Source organism: Oceanobacillus sp. FSL W7-1293, from assembly GCF_037969815.1.
In the GTDB taxonomy this organism is placed as follows: domain Bacteria; phylum Bacillota; class Bacilli; order Bacillales; family Amphibacillaceae; genus Oceanobacillus; species Oceanobacillus oncorhynchi.
Genome location: NZ_CP150212.1, coordinates 3,337,120 through 3,359,616 on the forward strand (window position 1 = coordinate 3,337,120; position 22,497 = coordinate 3,359,616).

Sequence of the window (22,497 nt, forward strand, 5' to 3'; positions counted from 1 at the left end):
GTTACGACGCTATTTATTTTCCTGAAGGAAACTTTTTTACCCAGAACTCACTTTATATGTGTTTTTTCTTGTTGTCAAGTAATTTTCCTGTAATATATTATTTTGCATTAGAGAAACATTGACTTTTTCTAATTTGAAGTTCACGTGTACATGATGATTACTATATCTATTATTTTAATTTACGTGTGTGTTCAAAAAAGCTCGGTAAAAAGAATACGCTTCAAAAATGGAAAAAATCCAATAACATAATGGACCGGTGAAAAAGATTTCATTCACCATCACATACTTCAAAGAAAATTAAGTTATACTGTAAGATGAGCCTATATTTTAATGAAATGAACTTATATGTACAAGGAGGTTTGACGATGAAATTAGATATTATCGGCGACGTACATGGATGCCTGGATGAACTTTTGGAGCTGCTGGACAAGCTGGATTATTATCAGAATCAAGGCATCTATTCTCATCCTCACGGCAACAAAATCGTATTTATAGGAGACATAACAGACCGCGGACCAGATTCCATCGCTGTTATCCGCCTGGTCTATCAGTTAGTTATGGAACAAAAAATAGCTTATTATGTCCCGGGAAATCATTGCAATAAATTATACCGTTATTTTTTAGGAAACCGGGTACAGGAAAAGCATGGTTTAGAAACGACGGTTGCTGAATGGAAAAGCTTAAACGAATCTCAACAAATGGATATTCAGGAAAAGTTTAAGACCCTTTATGAGAATGCTCCTTTGTATTTACATTTTGAAGAAATGAAATTAGTTGTTGCCCACGCAGGAATAAAGGAACATTTAATTGGGCAGAGAGACGGGCGTACAAAGTCATTTGTCCTTTATGGAGATGCCACTGGCCAAACAGACCATCAGGGAAAACCAATCCGGCGGGACTGGGCAAAGCATTACCGGGGAGAGCCATGGATTGTATATGGGCATACACCAGTTTTAGAACCGCGTCAAATCAACCGGACAATCAATATAGATACGGGCTGTGTGTTCGGAAATAAACTGACTGCTTTTCAATTTCCCGAGCAGACAATCATTTCCGTGCCATCCAACCAATTCTTTCAGCCTGAGCGGTTTACAGATTTCCCGGATAATCAATAGACAAGCTTTTTTTACATGCAGCCATATCTGAGGGTAGCATACAGTGGAATTGCATTTTCTTATGTTCAAAAGGATGCTCCCATTCAATTGCTGTACAATGCAGCGCCTGACGCTCGAGGGCATCTGTGCTTCCTCCATACAGGTCATCTCCCAGGAGAGGATGCCCTAAATGACTGAAATGAACACGAATTTGATGCGTTCTCCCTGTTTCCAATTGAATTCGCAAAAAAGATGCTCCAGAAAGTGTGGATACAGTCTCATAATGCGTCGTTGCCTCTTTACCATCCTCCCAGTTCACTTCACGTTCTATAATGGAAGTTTTCCTGCGGGCGATTGGCGCACGTACCGTTCCGGCTGAAGGAGTCATTTCTCCAGTAATAATCGCTTCGTATGTACGATGGATTTGATTCTTTTTCTGTGCTTCGGATAACAGCGCATGCGCATACCGGTTTTTCGCAACTAAAACAAGACCAGACGTATCTCTGTCTAATCTTGTTACGATATGCACCGTTGCCGGATGACCTGATGCATTATAATAGGCCTGAATCCCGTTTGCTAATGAATATTGGCGGTCATTCATTCCTGGAAGACAAGCCTGACCAGCCGGTTTATTTAAAACTAAATGATCTTCATCCTCATAAATAATTGCCAAATTCATTTCGGTTGCTTCAATACCGTCTGACACTTCATCAGGAAAAATGACGGTTAATTTATCATTCTTCCTGAGTGTTTCTGTTATATAACTCTCTTGTTCATTGATTAAAAATTTCCCGCCCTCTTGTTTCATAGCAGTCAGTAATCTTCTAGAGAAACCTTGCTTATTCTGTAAAAATTCCTTAATTGTCAGCTGCGCACCAGCTTCATTAATCACCCAGCTTTTTTGTATGCCCGCGGACACTTAATCCACCTCAGTAACAAAGGAATCTCTCACACGATGCCAGAAAGGAAATTGTCTAAAACGCGCAAAACGAATCTTTTCATTTGCCACACGGCATTGGATCGATTTTACTTCATGATAATTTTTTGTGAAATGATCAATCTGAATCAAGAAGGAATTATCCACCATCGGCTTCAGAAAGCATGTATGATGCTTCGGCAAAACTAACGGCGAGCCAATCGTACGGAAAACACGGTTATTGATTGATGCATTCTCCGTTATCTGAATAGCCTCCAGAGACGGGTGAATAATTGCTCCTCCAAGCGCTTTATTATATGCCGTACTGCCGGAAGGGGTCGATATACATATCCCATCCCCGCGAAATGTCTCAAAATGCTCCCCCTTCAACTCCACATCTAAGACAACAGATGAACCATCTGCCGTTTTGATCATCGCTTCATTTAACGCAAGATGCCTGTCTTCTTTTTTTCCTAATTCATCCCGGATGATTACTTCCATTAATGGATATTCTACCGTCTGAAATGGCGTTCTCGCAATTTCAGTCAAGAGCTTATCCACTTCCTCCTGTGTCCAATCCGTGTAAAAACCTAAATGACCGGTGTGGATCCCGATAAACGCTGTTTCTTTCAGACGGTGATTATAGCGATGGAAAGCTTCTAAAAAGGTGCCGTCGCCGCCAACTGAAATAGCTAAATCAGGCTCCTCCTTGTGATATTCCAGTCCAAAAGACTCCAAATATTGCCGCATCATGTTCTTTATTTTATTTGACCGCTTGTCTCCTCTAGAAACAATTTTAAACTTCATTACATTTTCCCATCCTTTGTCTATGATTTACGATGAAAAACACGCTGAGCTTCATGGATTTCGCTTCTGATTTTAGACATTTCTTCATCCAGTTTAAATGCAGCCTCGGCAGCCTTCTGCAGACGCAGTTTAACCTCTGAAGGTAAATTCCCTTCATATTTATAATTTAAAGAATGTTCATTGGTCGCCCAAAAATTCATCGCAAGTGTACGTATTTGAACTTCAGCTATAACAATTATTCTTCCCGTCACCGTCTCCACGGGGTATTCAATAATCATATGATAAGACCTGTACCCGCTATCTTTTTTATGAAAAACATAATCTTTTTCTTCAATAATTTGAAAATCATTGCGTTTCCTGAGCATTTCGACGATGGGATAAATATCATCAACAAATTGACAAACAACTCTTATCCCTGCGATATCCTGTAAGGTGTCTAAATTCTCAAGAGGAATTTGCCGTTCACGCGCCTTTTCGATAATACTTGGTATTGGTTTAACTCTTCCTGTGACAAACTCAATCGGTGAATTGCTGGATTCTCTCTCATACTCAGCACGAATCCCTTTTAGCTTTACTTTTAATTCTTCTACTGCCTGTTTATATGGCGCTAACGTTTTTCCCCAGTCCATCGAACATCACCCTATATGTAAACTAATATTATTATTTTTATTTTATCACAGAGTAGCATTAGTACAAAGGAAAGAGGGACTTTTAAGGAAAACTTGGCAAACCGGGCCTTAAATAGAATACTCCTAAACAACCTGCTGTCAGGAACCTCCATGTCAAAGTATCGGGTTTTTTCGAAAGCCATCTGCCCGCATAGTTATTTTTTGCAATGCTTCTTCATACAAGCCATAATAGAGATAATCTAATTTTAGAACTGGAGATTTATGTATGAGCCAAGAAGTAGAAATTGAATTTAAAAACCTGCTGACCACACAGGAATATAATCAACTAGCAGAAGCTTTATTTTCACAGGCAGAGACAATAGAGCAGACAAATTATTACTTTGAAACGCCCTCCTTTGATTTAAAAGGAAACCATTCTGCATTACGAATACGGAAAAAGAACGAAACATATACTTTAACATTAAAAGAACCGCATCCGGATGGATTATTGGAGACGCATGACAAGCTGACAGAGGAAGCATTTCTATCATGGACTTCCGGCTCGCCGACAGAAGCTCCAAATGTATTAAAACAACTGCAGGAAATGTCTGTCGATGTGCCATCGCTGACTTATTTAGGAAAAATGACCACCTTACGAAAAGAGAGAACTTATCAGGATACACTCATTGTTTTAGATAAAAGTATGTATTTAGATACGGTGGACACTGAGCTGGAATTAGAAGCAGCTTCAAGGGACCATGGAGAAAAAGTATTTAAAAGCTTACTTGGAAACTATGAAATACCTTTCCGGGAAACGCCCGCTAAAATAGCACGTTTTTTTAATCAAAAACAGTGAACCTCCCTGTAAAAAGCAGTTGTATTACAAATTGTTATTTTCCATTTGTAATAACAAATAGGAGATTAGCCTTCTGTTACGGTACAGATTATTTGATGAAGTGAATCTATATTGCTACAATACTAGTACAAGGAGCAAATGATATGAAACAAAATAATATAAAAACGGTATATAGTGGAATTGGCGGTTATGAAAAGATGGAGCAGATTGTGGAAACATTCTATGGACATGTAAAAGAAAATCCTGTCTTAATACCGCTTTTCCCGGATGATTTAACCGAAACAGCACATAAACAGAAGTTATTTCTCACACAGTTTTTCGGCGGGCCAAGATTGTATGAAGAAGAACGCGGACATCCGATGTTAAGAAGAAGACATCTTCCGTTTCCGATAACACCAAGCGCCCGTGATGCTTGGCTGGCCTGTATGAATCTTGCATTAGTAGAAAACGAGGTAGAAGAACCTTATTATACGGAAATGATGGAACGAATGACCTTGACTGCAAATCATATGATGAATACCCCTGAATCTTAGAAAGGAGCATTCAAAATGAATGGAAATCAACAAGAACTGTCATCTTCTAATCAAATGGACCCTGCTTTTAACTACATGAAATATGTTCAAAAACCGATTGAAATGTATGTTTTTATTGATCCATTATGTTCTGAATGCTGGGCATTAGAGCCTTATCTAAAAAAGTTATATGTTGAATATGGCCGTTTTTTTACGATAAAGCATGTAATCAGCGGACAGCTGACCGCATTAAATTCAAATGGTTTAAATAAAAGCAAACAAAAAAAACAATCCAGTTTCGCTCATCTCCCAAGCAATCATAAAGACATTGATTACCCTTGGGTGCCCGCTCTCGCAATTAAAGCGGCGGAATTGCAAGGTAAAAAGGCCTCTAAACAATTTATTCGTAAAATACAGGAGACGCTGTTTTTTGATAAACAGAATATCTGTAATGAGGATGTCTTATTAAGATGTGCATCCGATGCAGCATTAGATATCGAAGAATTTCAAAAGGATTTATTCTCAAATACTTCTAAGCGTGCACTGCAATGTGATTTACACCTTGCTTATGAAATGGAAGTAGATTATACACCTACCATTGTTTTATTTAACCAGGAAGTAGAAGATGAAGGTGTAAAGCTTTCTGGACTTCATCCATATGATATTTACGAATTTGTGTTAAAAGAAATTTTACAGCGCACACCGATTCCGTCTGTAAAACCATCATTAATCGACTATCTGCAATTACAAAAAACAGTATGCACGAAGGAATTATCTGTTATTTATGACTGGTCCATTGATAAGACAGAAAAAGAGCTTAAAAAGCTGCAGTTTCAGCAAATCGTTGAAAGAGTGCCGGAAAAAAATGAATCCTGCTGGAAATACCTCGGCACGCTTTGAATCTATCACAATCAAAGTATGAGCTTCCTAGAAGTTAAGGCTGGCCGGCCGTCAAACGACAGCTGCGTTAATACAAACCAGGAAATACACTTATTTTTAGCATGGTTATCAATTTATTTTATTTTGAACCTGATCCGCTCAAAAAAGACCGGATCAGGTTTTTTAGATAATAAAAAAGATACACGGGGCAGCGTGTATCTTTTTTCCGTCTTTGTATAATTACAAAGGGGGGATGGGAGAAAGTTTCATGATCAAACAAAAGGGGTATTTGTTTGTAATCAACTTACAATTATATTCTAGCAAGTTCCTTTTCAGTTTTCAATAATTATGTGCATCTTTTCACAAAATATTCACTTCTGCTCTTTTCCGGCAGTCATTGTGTCATTTTTGTTGGACTTTTTGAACTTCTTCTAATAACAAACGTTTAAAAAGTCTGATAAAAATGACCAAGAAGTTCAAGGCGACGAGATTTTTCCGAACGGAGCGTATGCTTTAAAATACGTGAGTATCGGAAAAATCTCGTCAACGCAGAAATTCGCCGTGTCATTTTTATTGGACTTTTTGAACTTCCTCTTCTAGAAGAAATAACTCGGACATATAATGCAGTACAAACCAATTCCCCATCAAAGGAGGGAGTCCAATCATATGCGGCGTAATTATTTCCCTTTCATATTCATACTTTTAGTGATTATCGCCTTTTTCTTTAATTTATTAGGTTTTATGAACATGATACCTGTGTATATAACGCTCCCCTTATTACTCGCATCCATTTATTGTATGCTGTCTTCCATTGCTTATCAGAAAACAAGAGGATACCGGCGCTGAAATTAATAGCATCTATTATAGCTAAAACGGTAAGGAAGCCGAGCTTCCTTACCGTTTTTTATGATTCATTTTATTTTTCCAGCAACGCTTCCATCTCTGTCAATTTTTCTTCAAAAACATCCAGGGCATCTAAAATAGCTTGTTTTTGCGTCATATCCACGCCAGCTTTTTTCAATACATCAATAGGGTCCTCGCTGCTGCCAGATTGCAGGAAGCCTAAATAGCGGTCCACAGCACCTTCTTCCCCATCTAAAATCTGTTTTGATAGCGCCGTTGCCGCAGAATAACCTGTAGCATATTGATATACATAATAATTCATATAAAAGTGAGGAATTCGCGCCCATTCTAAGCCAATTTTTTCATCACTTACGACATCTTCTCCGTAATATTTTTTATTTAAATTATAATACACCTCTGTCAGTTTATCAGCAGTTAACGCTTCTCCATTTTGAGCCAGCACATGAATATCATGCTCGAATTCAGCAAACATGGTTTGGCGGAATACGGTTCCGCGGAAGCCTTCTAAAAAGTGGTTTAAAATATAAAGCTTTTCCTTTTCGTCATCCAGATGCTCTAATAAATAATCGTTTAATAGTGCTTCATTTGTAGTCGACGCCACTTCTGCGACAAAGATGGAATAGTTTCCATAACGGAACGGCTGATATTTTCTTGAATAATAGCTGTGCACAGAATGTCCCAATTCATGAGCCAGCGTAAATGTGTTATTCACATCATCCTGCCAGTTCAAAAGAATATATGGATTTGTTCCATATGTTCCTGACGAGTAGGCGCCGCTTCTTTTTCCTTTATTTTCTTCTACATCGATCCAGCGCTCGCTAAAAGCTTCCTCTAGAATGCCGGCGTATTCTTCCCCTAATGGCTTTAAGCCTTCCAGGACGTATTTTTTAGCTTCTTCATACGTAACAGGCATTTTCACATCTTTTACGAGCGGTGTATATAAATCGTACATATGCAGTTCATCGACACCGAGAATTTTCTTTCTTAATTCGGCATAGCGGTGCAATAAAGGCAATTTCTCATTCACTGCCTCAACTAAATTATCATATACTTCTTCAGGTATATGGTTATTATCTAGAGCAGCCTGACGTGCACTCTCATAATTCCGGACTTTCGCATTAAAATTATGTGATTTCACCTCTCCGCTTAATGTAGAGGCAAATGTATTTTTAAATGAACCGTACGTATCATACATCGCATTAAAAGCTTGTTCGCGTACATTCCGGTCTGATGATTCCATGAATGTAGAGTATCTGCCGTGCGTCAGCTCAATTTCTTCTCCATCTGCATTTGTGATGGACGGGAAGGTTAAATCGGCATTATTCAGCATACCGAATGTTTGTGAAATGGCTCCGATCGGTTCATCTGCCTCTGCAAGCAATACCTCTTCCTTCTCGCTTAATATATGCGGACGGCTGTGATTAATATCATCTAATACTTTTTTATAAACCTGAAGTTCTTTGTTCTCTTCTATAAACTGCTTGAGCTTTTCTTCTGGTATTTCTAAAATTTCCGGTACAAGAAAGCTAAATTGACTGGATGCAGTCGTCAGCAGATTTTCTGCCTGCGCATTTAATCCTTGGTAAAAGGAATTCGTCGTATCCTGGTCCGTGCGTAAATGACCATAAACATATAACTTACCTAGACGCTCTGACAGTTCATCCTGAACCTGTAATGCTTCTAATAACGTATCTGCGGAAGTCCCTAATTTTCCTTTATACGCTGCCAATTTTGAAATATCATTTTTTAAGCTTTGAAATTCTTCTTTCCATTGTTCATCCGTCTCAAAAATGTCTTCTAAACGCCATGTAGACTCTTCTGGTATTTCATCACGCTTTGGTAATTGCTTTGCTGCTTTTGCCATACGATTATTGCCTCCCTTTTTACAATTCAACAGTACTTTCTGTTTCCAACAACTCTTCCGATGTAAATGTATTAAAGCCATACTGTTTTTATTCTTCTTATTTAGTATAACGAAATAAGGACGAATCATGCTCGTATTTTGCTTTTTTTTCTGTAAAAAATGAATAAAAAAAGGATTGGTCTCCCTGAGCTGCCTGCTCCTGCGAAGAATAACAAATGATTTCTTTTTTAGTCCGCAGAATGGAGGAGGATTGTATGTCTATCAATCCAGCACGATGGAGTAACTGAAGGTAATAACTCAAAGCATCGGAAAAATCGAAGGTGTCTTTGTCGTAGAAGGAATAAAGTATTTTCTTTACCCGGCCAATATCTGTCCGCTCCCCTGCTTTAAAATCGGCTAACCAAGTGACATACAGCTCTGTTTGCCACTTATAAAACGGGACGGGCACAGCAGCGTAATAAGGAATCGGCATAAAACAGATACTTGGAAGATGCTGAAACAGGTATCCTTTACTGTATAGCCATCTCCGCAGCTGATAGACGGCTCCATAAGCTCCCTCCACTTTTAAACGGAGACGTTGTACTTCTTTTAGCCAGACCTTCGGAAAATTGCCGGGATTCTTTTCTCTTTGAAAGAGATGTTTAAAATGCAGCTTGTGAAGCGGGTAGATAAGCTGTTTAGCAAAAAGCTTAGAGGCTTGTAGCGGATGTAAATGATGAAGAACAGCCATTTCTGATAGAAACGGGTCGTAAAAAAATAATTGCGGATAATTCTTTTGCGGAGAAGAATGAATAAACGTATCTAAAAAATGATTTGTTTGAAAAGTAAAGGCTCCTTTCTGCTTTAAATATTTCGCTCCGAGAATCCAAATGGATTCGATTCCGATTGATTTGTAGCCTTGGATCCTGCTTAAGATTTCTTCCTGCGGGATTCTTGAGCATTGAAACTCAACTGCTATTTTCTTTTGGCCAATACAAATAAAAATATCAGCCCTTTGAGAAATTTCGGGAAAATATACTTCTAATTCTGCTTGCATATTAAATCGTGTCAGCCACTGAAATAATTGCAGCTTCCCTCTTGCATGATAAGCTCCTTCTCCTCCCGAAAAAAGACATGCTGTCTGCGGTAAATGGGAAAAATGGGGCACCACTCTTTCTCCCGACCGGATAATCACTCTTTCTTTACAGACAGGGCAATAAAAGGTATTTTTGTTCTCTTTCCAATCTGCAATCTCTCTTTGCGAATGACGAAACAGCAGAATAGACTCTCCCGTTTTACTCACTGCTCGCTGCAAGCTTTATCACCTCCTATACATATATTATTTCGACAGCGTTTCTGCTTTTCCTGCTTTTTTTCTGCTGCTGCATTTTTTCAAACAAATGGCTGAATTTGAACACCGCTCCATTGTAACGGCAAAAAAAGGCACAAAAAAACCTACAACAAATCGCAGCAAATGATTTCTTGTAGGTTTTATATTAGACATCCTTTGGAAAATAGGTACGAACCTGCTCAAATGCATTGTTTTCCATCAACCTCTTACCGTATTCTTCCAAAAGATGAATAGAAAGAGATGAATCCGATGCGTATTCCAGCACTTGGCTGATGACGTCTTCCTGACGATGTTCATCTAATACATCATAAGAAAATTCCATATATAAATAGTAGTTATCTTTATAGGAATATAACGTCTCTTCTCCAAAATCACTTACATCCTGCAGCTGGTGACTAAGCTGAATCAGATTCTCAAACTCATCAAATTCAACAATAATCCACAAATTCTCTTCCATCAGTTCGTCATTCTTTTCATCTTCGTCTTCTTTTTTATTGTCTCCAAACTTCTCTTCTAAAATATTGTCCAGCTGATCATCTACTGGTAAATCAATATTCCCATCCTCGGTTTCCAGCTCTAAATGTTCACCGTTTTTAGAGACCTTCGCTTTCGTAACAACAATTTCAAGACCTTTTTCCATCGCTTGAACTTGTATCCAAAGCGGTCCTTCCGGATTGAAATCCTCACGATAGTTGACTTCATCCATCATCTGCCAGAACAATTGCTCACTTCTTTCCCGGTTGTACCAGATTTCTTCTTTTTCAAAACCTAATTCCTCTATATCAACATAAGAAATATAAAATTTAATCGTATTTTCATTAATTCTTTCTATCTCCACAGTAAGCTCCCCCTTCTCATTAAGATAGAATAATCATCTCCTGTATCTTTATTCTAAACGGATACCTGAGCCAACAGCATATAATTAACGTCTCTATAATAGATGTACCCAAATCAATGTAATCCTAATCATAATCCTTATTTATCACATTGTATGCAAAAATGCAATCCACAAGAAATGAATACGCCCAGTTCCTGTCACTTTTCTGAAAAAAACAGATGAGCATCCCTATTAAATACGAATATAGCTATACATTTTATTTAGTTAGTTATTTTAACGTATTTCACGTGTTTTGTCATTTATCAGAGCTTATTTGATTTTCACCATTTTTACCCATAAAGAAAGGCGCAGACATCATCTGCACCTTTACTGACTTATTTTATTATTAATTAACCATTCGTTGTGCTTCACGTAATTGGAATGTTCTAACGGTCCGCGGTAAGAAACGGCGAATCTCATCTTCGTTATAACCAACCTGCAGTCGTTTTTCATCTAAAATTATAGGGCGACGCAATAAACCAGGATTATCCTGTATTAAATTAAATAAATCTTTCATCGGCAGCTGATCAATATTTACATTCAGCTTTTGAAAAACCTTCGATCTTGTAGAAATAATCTCATCTGTTCCATCCTCGGTCATACGCAATATTTCTTTAATCTCATCAAGAGATAACGGTTCAGAAAAGATATTACGTTCTGTAAAAGGAATATTATGCTCTTCCAGCCATGCTTTTGCTTTTCTACATGAAGTACAGCTTGGTGAGGTATAAAGTGTTACCATAAAACTTCACTCCTCAATCTAATTTATATTTTCAACATCCACCTAAACTTTATTAAATAATAATAAGTATAATCTGTTCATATGTACTTATTATACACCAAATATCTAATAAAAGGTAGGGGGTGCGATAAAATCATTTATTTAAATTCTCTTACCGCTTCTCACATAGTTTTAAGATTCCCTCATCTAATTGATAATAAACCTTTAAACCACATAAATTTTATTTATTCGATTAAAAATATATAATTCTGCCTGCACTATAAATTATTCCACTTATTATCATGGGTTAAACGTCTTTTTATGAAAGCATTTTAGTCAAAGTGTTCTTAGAAAAACCAAGAACACCGCTTGGTCTTTAAATCACCGGTGTCCTCGCCGAAGCGATGTCCACTCCGGGAAGTCGCTTTCCGCGGGCAACGTTCAGCCTCCTCGGAAAAAAACCGCTTCCTGCTCAGGTCTACCTGTTGCTTTTCCCGCAGGAGTCGACAACATCCGCTCCCATCTAAGAAGAATTATGTTTTATTTGCTTTTTCACAAGGAAATAACGCAAATTCTAGCGACGGGTTTGATGGGGCGAGTAATCGCAATAATGTTGACAGGTTAATGAATTTTATTAATTTTATACGGATAGTAATAAAACCTATTTAGCGGAGGAAAAACACGTAGACTCCTATGGGAAAGCGCAATGGTCTTCGGTGGGGCGAGTAATCGCAGTCCCAGGGTGAAGACCCCGCAGAAAAATAGCGAACTTCTATTTTTCTACCCTTGGGGCATAAGTGCGACTTTGCTTCTGTCTGCGCCTGACGGCTTGCCAATCAGCAAGTCTTCTTTAAAGGAGGCTGAGCACAAGCCCATGGAAAGCGTAGTGTTTTTCTGGGGTTGCGATTACTCACCCCACCATAACCCGTCGCAGCGGTCGCATTAACCTGACAACATTGAAGATTACTCCCTTAATGAAACTCATTGTAGCGGCTATATTCAACATTTTTTATATACTTTCTTACTCTTTAAAAAAAAGCTTGCTATTTCAATAAATACATAATATGATATTAAACATAACTTTTAATGTTAGGTTTTCTAACATAATTTTAAAAGGAGGAATCCTCATTGAAAAAGGTGGAAGCAATTATACGCCCAGAGAAATTTCAGGATTTACGGGAAAAACTGTCAGCAATCGGTTTTGACGGCCTGACCGTGACAGAAGCAGCCGGGACCGGCAAGCAAAAAGGAAAAATTGGTGTATATCGCTCTACAGAGTTCGAAGTCACCTTACTTTCTAAATTAAAGGTGGAATTAGTTGTTTCCGAAGAAAGAGTTGATGATATAGTCGGTCATATTATCGATGCTTGTAAAACCGGACAAATTGGAGACGGGAAGATTTTCATCTCCCCAATCGAGCAGGTAATCCGCATAAGAACTGGAGAAAGCGGGACAAAAGCAATTTATTAACAGACAGGAGGAAATCATATGTTTAAGAAATCATTTACATTAGCTATCGTATTATTTTTAATAACAACGCCCGCATACGCTCAAACACCGACTGTAGAATCATTAGAGCTTTCCATCAACCTTGTATGGGTGATGCTGGGGGCCTTTTTAGTTTTCTTTATGCACGCAGGGTTTGCTATGGTAGAATCCGGCTTTACCCGTTCAAAAAATACATTAAATATCTTAATGAAAAATTTTTTAACTATCTGTATTGCTGCTATTCTATTTTTCGCAGTCGGCTACGGGGTTATGTTCGGTTCTTCCACAGGAACTATTATCGGAACAAATGGTTTCTTTTTAAACAGCGTGGAAGATATTGGGTTCTTTGTATTCCAGGCTATGTTTGTTGCAACATGCGCAACAATTATGTCAGGAGCAGTAGCAGAACGAATTAAACTAGGGAGCTATATCCTTATCGTTATTGCCATGACCACTTTTATCTACCCTGTAGTCGGACACTGGATCTGGCAGGGAGATGGCTGGTTAACAGCTCTTGGTTTTAGTGATTTCGCCGGATCTACAGTTGTTCATTTAACCGGAGCTTCTGGAGCACTGATGGTTATTTCCATTCTTGGTCCAAGGATTGGAAAATACAACGGCAAGAAAGTTAATGTTATCCCGGGACATAATTTGCCTCTCGGAGCACTCGGCGTGTTTATCTTATGGTTAGGATGGTTTGGTTTCAACGGCGGCAGCACACTAGCGGCTGATCCATCGCTTGTTCCCTATGTTATCGGAACGACCTTGTTATCCACCTCTGCCGCGTTAGTATCTTCCTCCTTCTACACAAAATTACGATTTAAAAAAGTAGATGCATCCTTATCCATGAATGGGGTTTTAGGCGGTTTAGTTGGTATAACTGCCGGCGCAGCAGAAATTTCATTAGGCGGTTCTATCCTCGTCGGTCTGGTTTCCGGTATTTTACTAGTAGAAGCCATCCGCTTTATCGATACAAAACTGCGGTTAGACGACCCTGTAGGAGCAATTGCAGTTCATGGCGTCTGCGGAATTTGGGGTACATTAGCTATTGGATTCTTCTCAATTGATACCGGATTATTTTACGGAAATGGTTTCAGTCAGTTAGGAATTCAAGCACTCGGCGTTTTAGCAGTAATCATTTGGGTTTCTGCCACAATTGGAGGATTCACTTATGCATTAAACAAAATCTCACCAATTCGCGTATCTGCCGAAGAAGAAAAAGCCGGGCTGGACTTCTCAGAACATGGTTCCAGCGCTTATCATTTTAAAGACAGTTATTTAGAAGGAACATCAAGCCCGAAGGCACCAATTGGTCTGGCAGACCGCCTGAACCAAAAAATACCTGTTGAAAACTCAACAAAATCTTAATAATCTTTTTCTAAACTTAAAAACACTGCAGAGGAAACCCCCCCCTGCAGTGTTTTTAAGCTTTGATTAAATAATCACCTTTAATTCGATTCTTTCCGTTTTTGCATACCTTCTAAAAGGTTATCCGATTTTTCATCTTCATTATAACGCAATACTTCCTCTGAAGGCTGATATTTTTTCCCATAAATCTCTTTGTCCTTGTATGTATGAATATCTTCATACATTTTTTTCATCTGGCTATAAATAACTTCCTCTGAATCACCCTGAGGAGACCAATATAAGATTTCCATCGGTGTTTCTTCATCCGTTGCCAGTGACTTGCGGTTATACCCAATTGCTCTTGCATGACGAAAACCTTCACGGGAATAAAACTTTAATCTTTTTTCCGAGTCGGTATCATCATAATTAATCGGTTCCACTTCCAGAATAATCGCCTTATTTTTTTCTTTCAGCTTGTCTATCAGTTGGTGACCAATCCCCTGCCCTCTGGTATTCGATGATACCCAGAGATAGTCAATAAAAAGAAATGTATCAAATTCTGCATACATCAATACATGTTTCGGGCTCTCATCTTTAAAATAGACATCGCCCTTTTCCGCCAGTAAAAGCTCCATATGCTTTTTAGATTTCATCTCTTCTACCGGAAAATAATCGTTCAGCTTTTCATACCAATTCATTCAGGTTGCTCCTTTTCGATTATTATCGTTTTATTATAACTGATTTCATTTTAATTGTGAAATGATAGCAGGAATCCATAATTTCCTTTCTGAATACGAAAGGGTTTCGCTGATTTTAGAGAAGCAATCAAAATAAAGCACTCCCCTGTTTATTGTTCCTTCTTTTCATATAATTTCAGATTGCAGAACGAAGCTTCATTCAGCGGAGGTTTTACGGGCGGTTCTCCGTGATAAAAAAGAGCAGCCTTCAATCTTTCACAGGCCGCTGAAAAAAGTCTGGTAAAAACAGCCGTCCAACAACTTTCTTTTTGACTGTGTCATTTTTACCTGCTTTTTTAGTTCCTCTTCCAGATTAAAAACTGCTCCCTGATTGATTTTGATGGTTTAAGCGTGCGCTGACAGTTTTGTTTCCCATTGATTCTGCTCGATAACTTCATTCATGCTTCCTGTACGGTAGCCAAGCAAATCGAGGGATACATAATCAAACCCAAAGCTGACCAGCTTATTTTGGATTTCTTCCTTTTTATCAAGTAATTCCAATATTTTGTTTCCAGCTACTTCAATACGCGCTACATTATCATGATAACGCACACGTACCTCTTCAAAACCAAGCCCTTTTAAATACAGCTCAGCTTGATCGACTTGCTGAACGATTTGTTTGTTCAGCTTCGTACCATAAGGAAAACGGGAGGCCAGGCTGCAGGATGCCACTTTATCCCAAACGGGAAGCTTCAATTCCTTCGCAAGCGCGCGAACTTCTGTTTTATAAAAGTCTGCTTCCTGCAGCACACTGCGGATGCCTTCCTCTGTTCTTGCTTTTAATCCCGGACGAAAATCCGCTTCATCATCCATAATCATGCCATCTAAAACGTATGAATAACCCATTTCTTCAGCCAGTTTGTTCAGATGTGTGTAAAGCAGTTTTTTACTGAAATACCAGCTCTCCGGATTATTTGCTACAATATCCGGATTTTCCAGTTCTTTCATTTCTGTTTGATGCACACGGACACCCAGATTTTCAGCTAATTGTACACTGGCTTCAAATTCAGAGTCGCGAAAAAGCTCAGAGTTTACAACTACCGCTAATACATTGTCCCCCAGCTCTTCCTGCGCCCGCTTCAATACAATTGCACTATCTACTCCGCCAGAAAAGGCAACCATCACGCGGCCCATATCCTTCAAAATATTGCCTAAGTGTTTATTTTTTTCTTGCAGATTATTCATTTTTACATACACTCCCCAACAAGCAATTTATTGTTGCTGATTACATCTCAGCTTCTTAAACTTCTATATAAAATGTTTTAAATAAACTTCCTTTTGATTATAGGCGAAAAATAATTCCTTCATCTATTCCACCATCATTTTAACATAGCCAGCTCGTCCATTTACAACGATTAAAATAAATGAAGTAACCTCACTTACCTTCCTATTTACATTGGAGGAAAATAGCCCTCAGCATCAAACTCCATTTCATGCAAATCCTCTAATACCTCAATGTTTTTGTTCTCTTTCAATTCATTGAAAATCACTTCTGATATAAATAACTCGCCGATATGAAGCGTGTTTGGAATCCGCACAATTCTTGCCTCTTCCGACGGGACGCCCCAATTGGCGCGGAGTGCTGCTTCTAATGCTTTCCGATCGCTATCAAGGACGATTGGAATTTTAGCTCTGTCTAAAAATGTACTTGTTACAACGTTTTCATTCATAGCTTTTAAATCAATTACTTCAAATAAACGTTTTGTTGTCAAATCGGCCAGGCCAATCCCTAATGCGTTACCATGGCTGGCCTCACTTAATTTAGAAGCAATCACGTATTTGACACTAGGCTTTTCAGGCTCCTCTACTCCCAGCACTCGTATGCGGCCAATAATGTTTGTATCCATGCCTGTTCCACTATGATTTTTGCCTATTTCATCAACGACTAATATATCCATCTCATCAACCGGAAGACTAGGCATTAAAGCAAATGCACGTTTCAATAATTCTCTTTCACGTTCTTCAATTTGTTCAGGATTAATCGCTTCAATAATCGCGGTTTCTTCATGCGCATTTTCTACAATCGCTATTCCAAACAGTGTATTCGAATGACTGATTGCAACCTTGCCAACCTCAGGCATCATATCACGAATTCCTCTGATACCATGCGTGTGAAGCGCTAACGCCTGCTTATGTTTTCCCATACCAATCGATGCCATTTTCAAGACACCACTTTCAATATCCTTTTTAAAATCAGTATGCGGCTTCACGCGCCCCATCACGATAATACCATCCGCTTCATATGCATGCTGATCAACATAAACAGGAATACCAGCTGATGTTTTGCCTACTTCTACAACTTCCATGGATGAACGAATTTCACAGCCGGTTGACACCTCTGTTACCCCAAGTCCATCAAGTACTTCGATTTGACCTTCGGCAGTAGCCCCGCCATGACTTCCCATCGCCGGAATAATAAATGGTGTTGCACCTCTTTTTTTAATTTCATCCGCTACACCCTTGACAATAAGCGGAATATTAGCAATCCCGCGGCTTCCGACAGTAATTGCAATTTCCATGCCGGGTTTGATTTTCTCATCCGCATTCACATGATTGAATTGCTCTGAAACAGTCCCTGTAATATCGTTCAGACTTTCCACTTCAAATTTTTGTCTAATTTTTGCCATTTTCGGTAAAGACATTGTTTACAGCTCCTTTCAAATTACGTTTATCTAAAATCGATGAAATACTCCCTGTCTTAATAGGGAAATCATTTTTCCGTAAAACCAGACCTCATACTTGCCAGTTTTTCATGCCAAGAAGCAAGAGGCTAATCACAACCTCTTGCTCAATCTTTTAGGATTCATTTTCTGGAGCTAATTCAACCGCCATACGCAACGCTTCTTTTAATGACAGCTCGTCAGCAATATTTTTGCCGGCAATATCAAATGCTGTCCCATGGTCAACACTCGTACGGATAGTTGGAAGTCCAACTGTAATATTCACGCCAGCTTCCAGACCTAATACTTTAATCGGGCCATGTCCTTGGTCATGATATTGTGCTACAACGATATCAAAATCACCGCGTTTCGCTCTAAAGAACAGTGTATCTGCCGGAAGCGGCCCTTGCACATTGATTCCTTCAGCTTGTGCTTTTTCAATGGCCGGAATGATTTTTTCTTCTTCTTCCCCGTTACCGAAAAGTCCATTTTCTCCAGCATGCGGATTGATGCCGCAAACTGCGATGCGAGGAGATTCAATTCCTGCTTTTTGTAATGTTTCATGCGCAAGCTTAATCACTGTATATTGACGCTCTGCATTATTTTTCTTGATTGCATCCATCAGTCCAACATGAGTGGTTGCGTGAATCACTCTTAAACCCGGTGCAGAGAGCATCATTGCGAAATCTTTTGTATTTGTCAGTTCTGCTAAAATTTCTGTGTGACCCGGGTAAACATGACCAGCTTTATGAAGTGCTTCTTTGTTTAAAGGAGCTGTACAAATTCCTTGAATTGCCCCTTCATTTGCATAGCTGATTGCCTTTTCCAAATAGCGGAATGCAGCATTTCCCGCTTCAGGGGAAACCTGTCCCCATGGTAAATCTTCAGAAACCAAATCTAAATCAATAATATCAATTGTGCCATATTCATATACTGCTTCTTCCGGTTTAGTAATGCTGTTTACTTTAAGCTCTACATTTGTTACTTCCAGTGCCCTTTTTAATATTTTTGCATCACCAACTACAAATGGATGGCTTGTTTCATAAATATGTTTATCATTTAAAGATTTGACAATAATCTCCGGCCCCACTCCTGAAGGGTCGCCCATTGTAATTGCAATCGTTGGTTGTTTCGCAGCCATAATAAATTCCTCCTAATTATCCTAATCTTTTTTGCCAAGCCTATTGTAATTACCAACCATACACCTGGCGTTATATGTTACTTTTTATTGTTTATCACAGGTCCCTGCACTTTTGTAATTGTTTCAAGGGCTTTGGATAGCGCTTGTTCCGTTCCAAATGCGCCTGCTTTGGTTACAACAGGAAGCCCATCGAATAATCCGCCGAAAAGCTGCCCATAAGGAATACCGGGCTCCACTTCTCCAATCACCCGAATTCCTTCTCCTTTTAACGCTTTACAGGTTGCACCTGAAATGTCGCCGCCGGTTAAGACTGCACCACTAATATCATTCGCTTCAATCAACTGACCAGCAATCATTCCCATTGATTCAGCAATTGTATACCCTACGTCAAAATTTGATAAATCAAGCTCCTGCTTCAGCAGCTTCACTCGATTTCTCGCTTCTTGTCCGCGATCCGTTGTTATTACTAAATCTCCTTTTTCCAATAACGCCTGGCCAGACTGAACGATACGATCTATTTCATACTCTCGTTTGTCGTTGTCAAAGAACGCTTCAGGCGAAATAACAATCTCTTCTACATTATTCCCTTTTTTCAAATCATGAATCTGCTGATCGGTGATCATGTTCACACTGCCCGCTACAACCAGCACTGGCGGCCGTTCATCTGATTGGTTGCTGTGTAATACCTCTTTCCGGTTACCGCCTGTACTGGAAAGATGAGAGGCTACTCCCGCCGATCCGACCCAGAGAAATTTTTCTTCCAATGCTTCGGCCGCTTCAACAATCGCCTTCAATTCTTCATCTGTTGTTGCGTCAATGACAATAATTTGAGATGCGTTTGCAGCAGTCGCCCTCAACATTTTTTCTAGTATATGATCTTTTCCATTTCGCACATCCGAAATGGAAATCAATTGGATATCCCGCTTACTCTGTCCTTCCAATAATTCTGGAAGGTAGCTCTGCTTTACAGGACAGGAGGGATCATTGGCCATTTCCGAGTCTGCTAGCAGCACCCCGTTCACATAGTGTTTTCCTTCCACCGTTGTCCGTTTGCTTTTCGGAAAGGCCGGTACTACAAAAGAGGTTTTGAATTGAAAGACGTCCATTACTGCATCGATTTCCTGACCGATATTTCCTCTCATTGTAGAATCGATTTTCTTAAAAACGCTTGTTACTCCTAACCTGTTCAATTCTGTAGATAGCTTAAAAACAATATCATATGCTTTTTGAAAATCGAGTGCACGGCTATCTGAATTTAAAACGATGACATCTTCACTTAAATGCGATGATTGTAATTCGGTGTCTGAAAAAAGTACGGTCGTGCTTAATCCTCTGTTTGCAAATTGAACACCTGTATCATTTGCACCAGTTAAGTCATCTGCAATCACTGCCAGTTCCAACTCTATTTACCCCCTTCTGAACAATCTCCGTTTTCCTTTTACTGTTTAACTTTTCTTGTATGATATTTATCTTACTTTATTATAAGGAGGTTGCTTATACACTAATAACGTTTTCATTCATAATGATAAACTAATCCGTTGTATTTTGCAATATATTTTATTTATTTTTATTGTCTTTTTAATAATATGTTGTATTTAGCATCATATTGTAATTTTATTGTCAAAAAGAAAACGCAAGCTGTTATTTCAGCTTGCGCCATAAGGTAGAACGATTAATACCCAAGCGTTTTGCCGCTCTGGATTGATTCATTCCTTCCTCTTCAAGGACCTTTGTGATTACTTGTTTCTCAATTTCTTCTAATGTACCGCTCATATCCACATACGATAGCACATCATTCTGCTTTGCTTGTTGTTCTACCCGCTTAAATACAGTATCCACTTCTGTTTTCTCAATATAATAAGATTGAGATTCTAAAAACAATTGTTCAATGACATATTTTAATTGCCCTACATTTCCAGGCCAATCATAATCAATCAGCTGCTCCAGGGCATCGTTGCGGATTCCGACAACTTCATTGCCATATTTTGGATGCAGATCAGAAATAAACACATGAACTAAATACTCAATATCCTCTCTGCGCTCCCGCAGCGGAGGTATATGAATATGAGATTGAGCTAACAATTGAAACAACTCACGATGGAAGGTGCCTTTTTTAATTATTTTTTCCATATCATCCCCAGAAGAAATAAGCCATTGCGGATTCCGGTTATTTTCATTCTGAAGAAATTGCAGTAACTCCTTCTGCATGTAAGGATTCAATTTATCGATATTTTTCAAGAAGAAGATACTATTAGCATATTTTTGAAAAAAGTTTTCCTTCATCAGGTCTTTCCATTGTTCTGCAGTTATTACATCACAGTGCAAGGTGATCAGCGGTTTATCTGCTGTATGCCTTTTTAAATAAATAGAGTGGACAACCAGCTCTTTGCCATTTCCCTGCTCTCCCGAAACCCAGATTGGGCCGTCAAGTTCTCTGAAATGCTCGATTTGATCCATTACATGATGAATGACATCACTTTTTCCTAAAATAGGAGTACGGGCAACAAAGGTGTGTAATTCAATAACATTGGAGTCCATATGTTCACTTTGCGTAATCGTTTGGTTCGAATGTGCATTTTTAAAAAATAAGATGGTTGCGTCTTGAATCGGGCATGTCGTTATTTCCCATAATTTATTATTGATGGAAAGCGTTTTTACTTGCTTCTCATTTGCTAATGTTGTTTCCTGTATAAGCTTCTTAACGTCAGTATTGTCTAACTTTAACCAATGAAACTCATGATAAAATTGCTCATTTCCATAAATCACTTCATTGTCCTGATTAAAAACACTGATAGCCTGCTCTTCACTGTCAAGAATGGTTTCCATAAATGCGATATTCTGTTGCAATCTTGAAAATAAGCGGTAGGATCTTCGTGTCTCTTCCAGAGCATCTATCACTGCCTCTTTTCCGGATGTAATCAATACTCCTGTCATTCCTAATTGTTTAGCCGTCCGCACAGTGACAACGTCCCCGATTACAACTTCGTAACCATCCTTACCTAATTCCAGTAATTTTTCTTTTACTTCGCTGTCTCTAGTAATTGTTAATGTTTTAATATCTAAATCCAGCAGCTCAGATATGGTAGCAGCACCTTGGGTAATATTTGAAAATCCCACAATAGCAGCTTTACCGGAAAATCCTTTCACAAGTGTTAAAATTCGCAACACATCATAGCCGGATACTTGGATATCTATTACCGGTATCGATACAGCCTCTTGGATCATGGAAGCTGTACCTCCGCGGCTGACGATAACGTGGTACCCTTCATTTTCAGCATTCTTTGCAATAGCCACACCTTCTGACAGGTTACCTAATTCCACCTGTAATTCAATATCCTCTACTTCTTGGCTAACTTCTTTCATCATTTCAAGCAGTCCCTCATATGGGACAATTACTAATACTTTTATCATTCAACTTCACCTTCTGTCGAAAAAATCAAGTTATCGATTTCTTTATTTTTTTAAGAAAAGATCTTATTTTGTTTCTATTGTATCAAGAAAAATTCTGGTAAGTAATCTGAATTCTTATTCTCTATAAAACAAAATTTCATTCAGCAGGAGTTTTACGGGCGGTTCTCCGTGATAAAAAATGAATGACAAGATACTTTCCGTGTTTTCATCCATTCGAATACACGAATCTGTCCTTTTATACACATTTCTTATTCAATTTTTTATCACGCAATCGTTCCTTATGTAACCCCTTTGGTTTATTTTGCATCGAACTCCCGCTAAATGTCCAGTTAAACGGAGATTTAGCTTCTTGATTTTGCTGCCAAGCTATTGTTTCTGGCTACTA

General features: G+C 38.7%; 19 protein-coding genes. 6 read left to right on the forward strand and 13 right to left on the reverse strand.

What is annotated here, in order from left to right:
- The first annotated feature begins 365 nt into the window (after positions 1-365).
- Positions 366-1,115, forward strand: coding sequence for a bis(5'-nucleosyl)-tetraphosphatase PrpE (gene prpE, locus MKY65_RS16380; protein ID WP_339178624.1), 750 nt, complete (start codon positions 366-368; stop codon positions 1,113-1,115).
- On the opposite strand, the gene MKY65_RS16385 is transcribed toward prpE, so the two are convergent.
- Genes MKY65_RS16385 through MKY65_RS16395 form a run of 3 tightly spaced genes read right to left on the reverse strand, consistent with a single transcriptional unit; the run spans position 1,090 to position 3,446 of the window.
- Positions 1,090-2,013, reverse strand: coding sequence for an RluA family pseudouridine synthase (locus MKY65_RS16385; RefSeq protein ID WP_339178626.1), 924 nt, complete (start codon positions 2,011-2,013; stop codon positions 1,090-1,092). The genes prpE and MKY65_RS16385 overlap by 26 nt on opposite strands.
- On the reverse strand, positions 2,014-2,817 hold the full coding sequence (locus MKY65_RS16390; protein ID WP_042535429.1) for an NAD kinase: 804 nt from the start codon (positions 2,815-2,817) through the stop codon (positions 2,014-2,016).
- A 20-nt stretch (positions 2,818-2,837) separates the two neighbouring features.
- On the reverse strand, positions 2,838-3,446 hold the full coding sequence (locus tag MKY65_RS16395) for a GTP pyrophosphokinase family protein (RefSeq protein ID WP_042535431.1): 609 nt from the start codon (positions 3,444-3,446) through the stop codon (positions 2,838-2,840).
- A gap of 265 nt (positions 3,447-3,711) precedes the next feature.
- Between MKY65_RS16395 and MKY65_RS16400 the strand changes: the two genes are divergently transcribed.
- The 3 genes from MKY65_RS16400 to MKY65_RS16410 all read left to right on the forward strand — a co-directional run bounded on the left by MKY65_RS16400 (position 3,712) and on the right by MKY65_RS16410 (position 5,693).
- Positions 3,712-4,281, forward strand: coding sequence for a CYTH domain-containing protein (locus tag MKY65_RS16400; protein ID WP_339178629.1), 570 nt, complete (start codon positions 3,712-3,714; stop codon positions 4,279-4,281).
- A gap of 143 nt (positions 4,282-4,424) precedes the next feature.
- A complete protein-coding gene (locus MKY65_RS16405; protein ID WP_339178632.1) occupies positions 4,425-4,814 on the forward strand; it encodes a globin in 390 nt (129 codons plus the stop codon).
- A 15-nt stretch (positions 4,815-4,829) separates the two neighbouring features.
- Complete coding sequence (locus tag MKY65_RS16410; protein ID WP_339178634.1) at positions 4,830-5,693, forward strand: ClpXP adapter SpxH family protein; 864 nt, start codon at positions 4,830-4,832, stop codon at positions 5,691-5,693.
- Between the two features lie 895 nt (positions 5,694-6,588).
- Here the strand turns inward: MKY65_RS16410 and pepF are convergent.
- The 4 genes from pepF to spxA all read right to left on the reverse strand — a co-directional run bounded on the left by pepF (position 6,589) and on the right by spxA (position 11,349).
- The gene (pepF, locus tag MKY65_RS16415) at positions 6,589-8,400 is read right to left on the reverse strand and encodes an oligoendopeptidase F (RefSeq protein WP_339178637.1); all 1,812 of its coding nucleotides are present in this window, start codon (positions 8,398-8,400) and stop codon (positions 6,589-6,591) included.
- Positions 8,401-8,497: 97 nt separating this feature from the next.
- Positions 8,498-9,694, reverse strand: coding sequence for a competence protein CoiA family protein (locus MKY65_RS16420; protein WP_339178639.1), 1,197 nt, complete (start codon positions 9,692-9,694; stop codon positions 8,498-8,500).
- 181 nt (positions 9,695-9,875) lie between these two features.
- Positions 9,876-10,568, reverse strand: a complete 693-nt coding sequence (gene mecA / locus MKY65_RS16425; RefSeq protein WP_042535441.1) for an adaptor protein MecA — start codon at positions 10,566-10,568, stop codon at positions 9,876-9,878.
- A 385-nt stretch (positions 10,569-10,953) separates the two neighbouring features.
- Complete coding sequence (gene spxA / locus MKY65_RS16430; protein ID WP_040979700.1) at positions 10,954-11,349, reverse strand: transcriptional regulator SpxA; 396 nt, start codon at positions 11,347-11,349, stop codon at positions 10,954-10,956.
- A gap of 1,107 nt (positions 11,350-12,456) precedes the next feature.
- Here spxA and MKY65_RS16435 point away from each other — a divergent pair.
- Both MKY65_RS16435 and MKY65_RS16440 read left to right on the forward strand, forming a co-directional pair.
- A complete protein-coding gene (locus tag MKY65_RS16435) occupies positions 12,457-12,798 on the forward strand; it encodes a P-II family nitrogen regulator (RefSeq protein ID WP_339178644.1) in 342 nt (113 codons plus the stop codon).
- Between the two features lie 18 nt (positions 12,799-12,816).
- Positions 12,817-14,184: an ammonium transporter gene (locus MKY65_RS16440; protein ID WP_339178646.1), complete on the forward strand. Its 1,368-nt coding sequence runs from the start codon at positions 12,817-12,819 to the stop codon at positions 14,182-14,184.
- Between the two features lie 80 nt (positions 14,185-14,264).
- Here the strand turns inward: MKY65_RS16440 and MKY65_RS16445 are convergent, their stop codons facing one another.
- The 6 genes from MKY65_RS16445 to MKY65_RS16470 all read right to left on the reverse strand — a co-directional run bounded on the left by MKY65_RS16445 (position 14,265) and on the right by MKY65_RS16470 (position 22,112).
- Positions 14,265-14,861, reverse strand: coding sequence for a GNAT family N-acetyltransferase (locus tag MKY65_RS16445; RefSeq protein WP_339178648.1), 597 nt, complete (start codon positions 14,859-14,861; stop codon positions 14,265-14,267).
- A 384-nt stretch (positions 14,862-15,245) separates the two neighbouring features.
- Positions 15,246-16,085 carry an ATP-dependent sacrificial sulfur transferase LarE gene (gene larE / locus MKY65_RS16450; RefSeq protein WP_339178650.1) on the reverse strand — a complete coding sequence of 280 codons (840 nt, stop codon included), beginning with the start codon at positions 16,083-16,085 and terminating at the stop codon, positions 15,246-15,248.
- Positions 16,086-16,291: 206 nt separating this feature from the next.
- The gene (locus tag MKY65_RS16455) at positions 16,292-17,542 is read right to left on the reverse strand and encodes a lactate racemase domain-containing protein (protein ID WP_339178652.1); all 1,251 of its coding nucleotides are present in this window, start codon (positions 17,540-17,542) and stop codon (positions 16,292-16,294) included.
- Between the two features lie 154 nt (positions 17,543-17,696).
- On the reverse strand, positions 17,697-18,701 hold the full coding sequence (gene pdxA / locus MKY65_RS16460) for a 4-hydroxythreonine-4-phosphate dehydrogenase PdxA (RefSeq protein ID WP_339178653.1): 1,005 nt from the start codon (positions 18,699-18,701) through the stop codon (positions 17,697-17,699).
- 77 nt (positions 18,702-18,778) lie between these two features.
- A complete protein-coding gene (locus MKY65_RS16465; RefSeq protein ID WP_339178655.1) occupies positions 18,779-20,101 on the reverse strand; it encodes a four-carbon acid sugar kinase family protein in 1,323 nt (440 codons plus the stop codon).
- 241 nt (positions 20,102-20,342) lie between these two features.
- Entirely contained in the window at positions 20,343-22,112 is a 1,770-nt protein-coding gene (locus MKY65_RS16470) for a PrpR N-terminal domain-containing protein (RefSeq protein ID WP_339178657.1), read from the reverse strand.
- Between the last annotated feature and the right edge of the window lie 385 nt (positions 22,113-22,497).